Genomic DNA, 7,534 nt, shown 5'->3' on the forward strand with positions numbered 1-7,534 from the left:
TCCATCTGCCGCTCGAAACTGTCGTCCATCGGCTCAAGGGCAATGCCCTTGTCCGTTTCGACGATCTGGAGCTGATCACCTGTCTTCATGTTCAGACGATCGAGCAGATCCTTGGGCAGGATCACACCTTCCGAATTGCCGATCTTGCGAATGGTCGTGTTCATGACAGATATCCTGTTGCAACGCCGATTATAACTCGACCGGCGAGAAGTTGCAACAGATATTATAACAAGCCTAGCGGACCGCCAGCAGCCGGTCCAGCAAACGATCCGCCGCCTCCGGAATGACCGTGCCCGGTGGGAAGATTTCCGCAGCGCCGGCTTGCCGCACCGCGTCATAGTCTTGCGGTGGGATGACGCCGCCGGCGACGATCAGCATGTCGCCGCGGCCGAGCTTTTTCAGCGCGTCGCGCAGTTCGGGGATCAACGTCAGATGTCCCGCCGCCAGCGACGAGGCGCCGACGATGTGGACGTCCTGTGCGACCGCCAGCTTGGCGATCTCCTCCGGTGTCTGGAACATCGCGCCGACGGTGACGTCGAAGCCGAGATCGGCGAAGGCCGTGGCGATGACCTTCTGGCCACGGTCGTGGCCGTCCTGACCCATCTTGGCGACCAGGATGCGCGGCTTGCCGCCGGTCTTCTTCTCGAAGGCGTCAAGCTTGTCCTGCAGCCCGTCGACCACGGGATGATCGCCAAGCGCCTTGCGATAGACCCCGGAAATGGTCTGTACCGTGGCGACGTGGCGCCCAAACGCCCTTTCCAACGCGAATGAAATCTCGCCGACCGTGGCATTGGCGCGCGCGGCTCGGATGGCGAATTCCAGCAGGTTTTCATTGCCTTGCGCGGCACGGGTCAGCGCATCGAGTGCGCTTTCGACGGCGGCGACGTCGCGCGTCCCCTTCAGCCGTTGCAGCTTCGACAATTGCCGGGCCCTGACCTCGGCATTGTCGATCTTCAGCACGTCGACCTCGATGTCGGTCTCAGGCCGATGGGCGTTGACGCCGACCAGCATCTGCTCGCCGGAATCGATCCGCGCCTGCGTGCGCGCGGCGGCTTCCTCGATGCGCAGCTTGGGAATGCCCTGTTCGGTCGCCGCCGCCATGCCGCCGAGCGCCTCGACCTCCTCGATATGGGCAAGAGCGCGCGCCGCCAGATCATGCGTCAGCCGTTCGAGATAGGCCGAACCGCCCCACGGGTCGATGATGCGCGTGGTGCCGGATTCCTTTTGCAGGATGAGCTGGGTGTTGCGGGCGATCCGCGCCGAGTGGTCGGTCGGCAGCGCCATCGCCTCGTCGAAGGAATTGGTGTGCAGCGACTGGGTGTGGCCCTGCGTTGCCGCCATCGCCTCGATCATGGTGCGGACAATGTTGTTGTAGGGATCCTGCGCTGTCAGCGACCAGCCAGAAGTCTGGCAATGGGTGCGCAGCGACAGCGAGCGCTCGTCGTTGGGCGAAAAATTCTTCTGCATCAGGGTCGCCCACAACAGGCGCGCGGCCCGCAGCTTGGCGACTTCCATGAAGAAATTCATGCCGATGGCCCAGAAGAAGGACAGGCGAGGCGCAAAGCGGTCGATGTCGAGGCCCGCCGCGACGCCGGCGCGGGCATATTCGATGCCATTTGCGATCGTGTAGGCGAGCTCAAGGTCGGCCGTCGCGCCGGCCTCCTGCATGTGATAGCCGGAGATCGATATCGAATTGAACTTCGGCATGTTCTTCGATGTGTATGAGAAGATGTCCGACACGATCCGCATCGAAGGCTTTGGCGGATAGATGTAGGTGTTGCGGACCATGAACTCCTTCAAAATGTCGTTCTGAATGGTCCCGGCGAGATCCCTCTGTGCAACGCCCTGTTCTTCCGCGGCGACGATGTAAAGCGCCATGATCGGCAGCACCGCGCCGTTCATCGTCATCGATACCGTCATCTCGTCGAGCGGAATGCCGTCGAAGAGCTGCCGCATGTCGAGGATGGAATCGATGGCAACGCCCGCCATGCCAACATCGCCGGCAACGCGCGGGTGGTCGCTGTCATAGCCGCGATGCGTGGCGAGATCGAAGGCGACCGACAGCCCCTTCTGGCCGGCGGCAAGGTTGCGCCGGTAAAAGGCGTTGGAATCTTCGGCCGTCGAGAAACCGGCATATTGCCGGATGGTCCAGGGCTGCTGGACATACATGGTTGGGTAAGGGCCGCGCACGAAGGGCGGCAGCCCCGGATAGGTGTCGAGATGCGGCAGCCCCTTGAGATCGCTTTGATTGTACAGATGCTTGGCAATGAGCCCTTCCGGCGTGGTCCGCTGGCCTTTGACCTCGACAGGCGTGCGGCGTGGCGGGATCCAGCCGATCTGGCCGAAGTCCGGGATCAAGAGCCGGCTCCGATCGATTGGTCGATGCGGACTGGAAACAGCGGCTCGCAAACGGCAACGCCTTCGGTGAAGGCCGGTCGCCGTTCCGCCGCCAGCGTCTCGACGGGGCGTTCGTGTTTCGATGGATAGAGCGTGGTGCCGATAATGGCCCGTTGGCCTGCGCGGTAAGCTGCATTGCGCTGCTCCGCCGCTGCGTGGACGCGCTTCTGGATGTGTCCGTCCTGAAGGCTGGACAGGACACCGCCCTCGGCTTCGATCGTCTGCAACTCCGCCCAGGCCAGTTCGCACAATTCCGCGGTCAGCGCTTCCACAGCGCCGGAACCATAGGCGGGATCGGTGACATGATCGATATGGCTTTCATTGGCCATGATCAGCTGCGTGTTGCGGGCAACACGACGGGCAAAACCCGCCGGCAGACCGTGCGCGATCGTGTGCGGCAGGATGGAGATCGAATCGGCGCCGCCGCACGCCGCGGCAAAGCATGCAATGGTGGTGCGCAGGATGTTGGTCTCCGGGTCCATCGCCGTCATCATGCGAAACGACGTCTCGGCATGGATACTGGCCGTGGATGTCGGGATCGAACAAGCCTCCTGCACCCGCGCCCAGAGCCTGCGCAGCGCCCGCATCTTGGCTATCGACAGCAACTGGTCCTGGTCGACGCTGAGTGCAAAACCGATATGAGGTGCGGCATAGACAAGCGGCTGCCGCGCCGTCTCGAACATTCTGAGGTAGGAGACAGCCGAAGCCAGCATGATACCAAGTTCCTGCGCTTCCGTGGCGCCGGCATTGTGGAACACGCGCCCGTCAGCTTCCAGCAGCACGCCCGGAACGCCCATCGCGAAGAAATGCGCCAGCGACTGCGGCATGGAGGCCCGCAGCGCCTCGATCGACATGCGCAGCCGACCGGTTCCCGCGAAGATCGCTGCTGGATCGATGCCGAAGGAGAGGTTGAGTTTTGCCGGGTCCGACCGCCGCTTGCTCAGGAAAGCGACCAGCCAGTCGGCCACGGCGCGGCTCCAGGGATGGGCGTCGATGCGAACCTGGATGCGGTTGAGCGGTATGCCGTCAAGCACCGCCTCCAGCGCCTCCGCTGTTCTCGGCAAGCCGTATCCGAACGCGTTCGGCGCCCCCTCGAAGACCAGCGACAATCCCGTGGCACCCTGTGCCACATCCTCCAGCGCTTGGCTTTTGGCGCGGTTGGTGTCGGGATCGTCGACTCGCTGGCTGACGATCCATGGCGATTTCGGGTTTGCGCGTACGATCGGTTCCGCCGCGGTGCTGCGGTCGTAGAGCGGTTCGATACGGATGTTGTCGTCGCTGTGCGAGACCAGCCTTTCCTCGAAGGAAGCGCCTGCCAAAGCCTTTTCCGCCAATGCGAGCCATCGCTGGCGCTCGATGTTTTCGGGTTCCACGTCCTGGATCAAGGCTCCGGCGCCCATCCGTCCTCCTCGTTTCATGCGGCCGCACCAGCCGGGAGCGGTCCAGTCTACGGTCCCTGGTCCGATATCGCAATGCAATGCGCTTCCAGTGACCGGATTCGATCCATCAGATATAGGTCAATCCGCGTGGACGACGATTGCCAAACAGCGGCAAAATCCGCAAGCTCCAAAAACCCGATTTGAACGAATGGGGCGATTTGGGCGAATGGCCCCGATTTGGACGAATGGCCCCGATTTGGACGAATGGCATTGTCGCTGTGCAATGGCCTCACTATACCTGCGGCAAGGCCACTGGCTTTAGACACATCAGTTTGCGGAGACCGGACATATGGCTGACGACACCAGTATTTTCATCGGCGCCAGCCGCAAGCCCGACGACAGCTATCAGCGTGCCGAGCAGCTGTTGCTACGATATGGGAATCGTCATGGCTTGGTGACAGGCGCCACCGGTACCGGCAAGACAGTCACCTTGCAGATCCTGGCCGAAGGATTTTCCAACGCCGGCGTGCCTGTGTTCTGCGCCGACATCAAGGGGGATCTGTCGGGTATCGCGATGATGGGCACGGCACAGGATTTCCTCGTCAAGCGGGCCGAACAGGTCAAGCTCGATCCTTATGGCTTCCAGGAATTCCCCGTCATCTTCTGGGACTTGTTCGGCGAACAGGGTCACCCGATCCGCGCCACGGTCTCGGAAATGGGGCCGTTGTTGCTGTCGCGCCTGATGAACCTGACCGAGGCGCAGGAAGGCATCATGAACATCGCCTTCCGCCTGGCTGACGAGGAAGGCCTGCTGCTGCTCGACATGAAGGACCTGCAGGCGCTGCTCGCCAACATCGCCGAGCGCGCCGACGAGATCGGCTCACGCTATGGCAACGTGACGAAGCCATCGGTCGGGGCTATCCAGCGCACGCTGCTGGTCCTGGAGCAGCAGGGGGCCGCAAACTTCTTCGGCGAACCGGCACTGCGTATCGCCGATATCATGCGCACCACCCGCGATGGACGCGGCGCCATCAGCGTGCTTGCCGCCGACAAGCTGATGATGAATCCGCGGCTCTACGCGACCTTCCTGCTATGGCTGATGTCGGAACTGTTCGAGGTGCTGCCGGAAGTCGGCGACCCCGACAAGCCGAAGCTGGTGTTCTTTTTCGACGAGGCGCATCTTCTGTTCGACGAAGCACCCAAGGTGCTGATCGATCGCGTCGAACAAGTGGTCCGACTGATCCGCTCGAAGGGCGTCGGCGTCTATTTCGTCACGCAGAACCCGTTGGATATCCCTGAAAAAGTCCTGGCCCAGCTCGGCAATCGCGTCCAGCACGCGCTGCGCGCCTATACGCCGCGTGAACAGCAGGCGGTGAGGACGGCGGCCGAAACGTTCCGGCCAAATCCCGATTTCGACTGCATGACCGCCATTACCCAGCTTGCCACGGGCGAAGCGCTGGTCTCGACGCTGGAGGCCAAGGGTGTCCCGTCCATGGTGCAGCGGACCCTGATCCGCCCGCCGTCGTCGCGCCTTGGACCGATAACGGCAGCCGAGCGACAAAAGCTGATCCAGGAGAGCCCGGTCGCCGGCCAGTACGATCAGGCCGTCGATCGCGAATCGGCTTTCGAAATGCTGCAAAAAAAGGCCAAGGACGCGCAGGATGCCGAAGAGCAGGCCCAGCAGGCCGGCAGCGGCGGCTCGCGCTGGACCATTCCGGGCTTCGGCAATGACGATCCCGCGCCGAAATCGGGCGGCAGGCGCACATCTGCACCGCGCCCGTCCAACCGCCAGACGGTGGCCGAGGCGGCGATCAAGTCGGTGGTGCGCTCGGTTGGCTCCTCGGTCGGCCGGGCAATCGTGCGCGGGATATTGGGGAGTCTGTCGAGGGGGCGGTAAGGAGCGGCAGCTATGCGCTAAAGGCGCTAGACGCCGATGTGCCGAAAGTCTTGATTGGGGTCGACAGCTGACTATCAGTTTGGGCGCCGGACTTCGAAAAGCAGGCGCTGGAGTGGGTTCACTCTGAAGCTGTTTCCACAGCCGGACGATTGTGCCGCTACAGATATTAAACGTAGTCATGCGTTGTCATTCAATTGGGTCGGTACGAGGAATCCACACAGCAACAACACAGGCTTTCACTAACCCTAGCGAATTTCACGTATCGCGGAAGGATGATGTTCTCGAGACTCGCCCCATACATTAAATCTCACTTACCGATCCCGATTGACTTGATGATCGAGGTTTTCAACACGGCCGGGTGTGCACGAGACGATTCAGAGTATCGTCACGCGGCTGGGGAGATCATGTCCGAGGCAGGCGTCTATCTGCACCCGATTGAACTATCCTGGTTTATCTCTGCCCGGGGGACAGATGATGAAGCGCTAGAGGCAATTCGCCACCGAAAGGCTTACATCACGCGAGCGGCTTCTCTGATTCCTGCTCTCTTGTCCTTTTTTGATGTGAAAGACAGCGGAAGTCTGGAGTCTGTTCTTCGCCAGATCGATGACTTTTGCAGGGATTTTCCCGCCATCAAGGCGACGCCTCACGAGAAAAGAGTCCGCAAAGAGATCGCCTCCGGCCTTCAACGCGTTTTACGTGCAGTCACGGACCTTGTCGTGCGGCTCGATGAGTTCGGACACCATATCGACATTGAGTTCAATCACCACAAGACAGCCATTGCTCGGACGCCCGAAGTCGATCGCTTTGGGGACTCGTTTGAGCCATTTCGGGCCGATCTGAAGCGGCTATCTGTGGTCGCAGAGATAGTCCTGTACCGTGAGCGGATCGGGGGCGGTGGTTTCATTGTCACTGACAACAGGGCAAAATTCCGGGCTGTCGAGTGTATCTACCAGATTTCACTTTCGCAGAACGCACCTGCTTTCGTCACCACGCCAGGTTCGGATTTTGCGACAGCATGCAGCCTTCTGTATGAGATCGCCAGCGGTGAATACGACGTCGGACTCGCGGGAGCCATTAACAGGTTTGCGAAGAGCTCGAGCCGGAAAGAGATTTTCGAGGAGGAACAGTCATTCCGGTGGGATAACAGCGACGAAGGAATGCGTGCGTACGAGACGGATAACTTCGCCGCCGTCAAAGAGCGGACGGCAAAGCTCAAGAGTGAGTTCACATTTTGGGAGGAGATAGTCGAGTCCCGCGACTGGAATGTCTTCTCCCGACGCGAGCTGCTCGAACGCAGAGCCGATGTCCTGGAAAGGCTACAACGAACGCTTCTTGAAAACGGTCCCCACTTAGTCTGGGGTTCACAGATGATGCGCGCCTATGGACCCGTTTTCGAGGACCTGGAGGAAATGCACAATCGGCTTGTGAAAGCAGAAATTGCGCTCGGCAGATCCCGTCGCCTACGGCGTAAAGCTTGATTATTTTGACGCCATTTACACTCGACAGCACCGGTTGCCTGAATATCCGATATCGTACGCGACGGTAGGATTCGAACCTACAGCCTCACCACCCCCGACTGAGCGCTGCCAGCCGAGTAGAAAGCGGAGTGTTCTTCCGTTGAACTACGTCGCGTCACGGTGCTTCCACCGATGCGCAGTCAGTATCAGATAGCGTTGGTCCAGTGTTGACGTGAATCGAAAGTGGGTTTTGGATTCATGTCGACTGCGGCATAGAGCGGCGCCATTTCCCGGCGGGAGAGGCGGCGACAGCGTCGCAGGAATGGCACCGACAGAGTTTCCGCACCTCAGGCGTTTCGTCTGACCTGCAGTCGCATCCTGGGGCTTGATAAGATCGATCCTTC

General features: G+C 60.8%; 5 protein-coding genes and 1 tRNA gene. 2 read left to right on the plus strand and 4 right to left on the minus strand.

All coding sequences use genetic code 11. From position 1 onward, the window contains the following. The 3 genes from EN750_RS11005 to EN750_RS11015 all read right to left on the minus strand — a co-directional run. Positions 1–164: AbrB/MazE/SpoVT family DNA-binding domain-containing protein (locus EN750_RS11005; protein ID WP_127396433.1), on the minus strand; the 164-nt coding region annotated here is incomplete at its 3' end. Positions 165–234: 70 nt separating this feature from the next. After that, positions 235–2,358 carry a methylmalonyl-CoA mutase gene (scpA, locus tag EN750_RS11010; protein ID WP_127396434.1) on the minus strand — a complete coding sequence of 708 codons (2,124 nt, stop codon included), beginning with the start codon at positions 2,356–2,358 and terminating at the stop codon, positions 235–237. Continuing rightward, a complete protein-coding gene (locus EN750_RS11015; protein ID WP_127396435.1) occupies positions 2,355–3,797 on the minus strand; it encodes a methylmalonyl-CoA mutase subunit beta in 1,443 nt (480 codons plus the stop codon). The genes scpA and EN750_RS11015 overlap by 4 nt, the downstream gene beginning before the upstream one ends. Positions 3,798–4,125: 328 nt before the next feature. On the opposite strand from EN750_RS11015, the gene EN750_RS11020 reads away from it, so the two are divergent. Further along, positions 4,126–5,673 (plus strand): helicase HerA-like C-terminal domain-containing protein, encoded by a 1,548-nt coding sequence (locus tag EN750_RS11020; RefSeq protein WP_127396436.1) that lies wholly within the window; start codon positions 4,126–4,128, stop codon positions 5,671–5,673. Positions 5,674–6,005: 332 nt separating this feature from the next. Continuing rightward, positions 6,006–7,151, plus strand: coding sequence for a hypothetical protein (locus tag EN750_RS11025; RefSeq protein ID WP_210212738.1), 1,146 nt, complete (start codon positions 6,006–6,008; stop codon positions 7,149–7,151). A 56-nt stretch (positions 7,152–7,207) separates the two neighbouring features. On the opposite strand, the gene EN750_RS39205 is transcribed toward EN750_RS11025, so the two are convergent. Next, a tRNA-Arg gene (locus tag EN750_RS39205) sits at positions 7,208–7,305 on the minus strand. Positions 7,306–7,534: the final 229 nt, after the last annotated feature.

The organism is Mesorhizobium sp. M7A.F.Ca.ET.027.03.2.1, from assembly GCF_003999175.1.
Taxonomy (GTDB): domain Bacteria; phylum Pseudomonadota; class Alphaproteobacteria; order Rhizobiales; family Rhizobiaceae; genus Mesorhizobium.

What these genes read in the sequence shown, in the direction of transcription:
- EN750_RS11025 (WP_210212738.1), top strand. Translation starts at nt 6,006, where the DNA reads ATGATCGAGGTTTTCAACACGGCCGGGTGTGCACGAGACGATTCAGAG.
- EN750_RS11015 (WP_127396435.1), bottom strand. Translation starts at nt 3,797, where the DNA reads ATGGGCGCCGGAGCCTTGATCCAGGACGTGGAACCCGAAAACATCGAG.
- EN750_RS11020 (WP_127396436.1), top strand. Translation starts at nt 4,126, where the DNA reads ATGGCTGACGACACCAGTATTTTCATCGGCGCCAGCCGCAAGCCCGAC.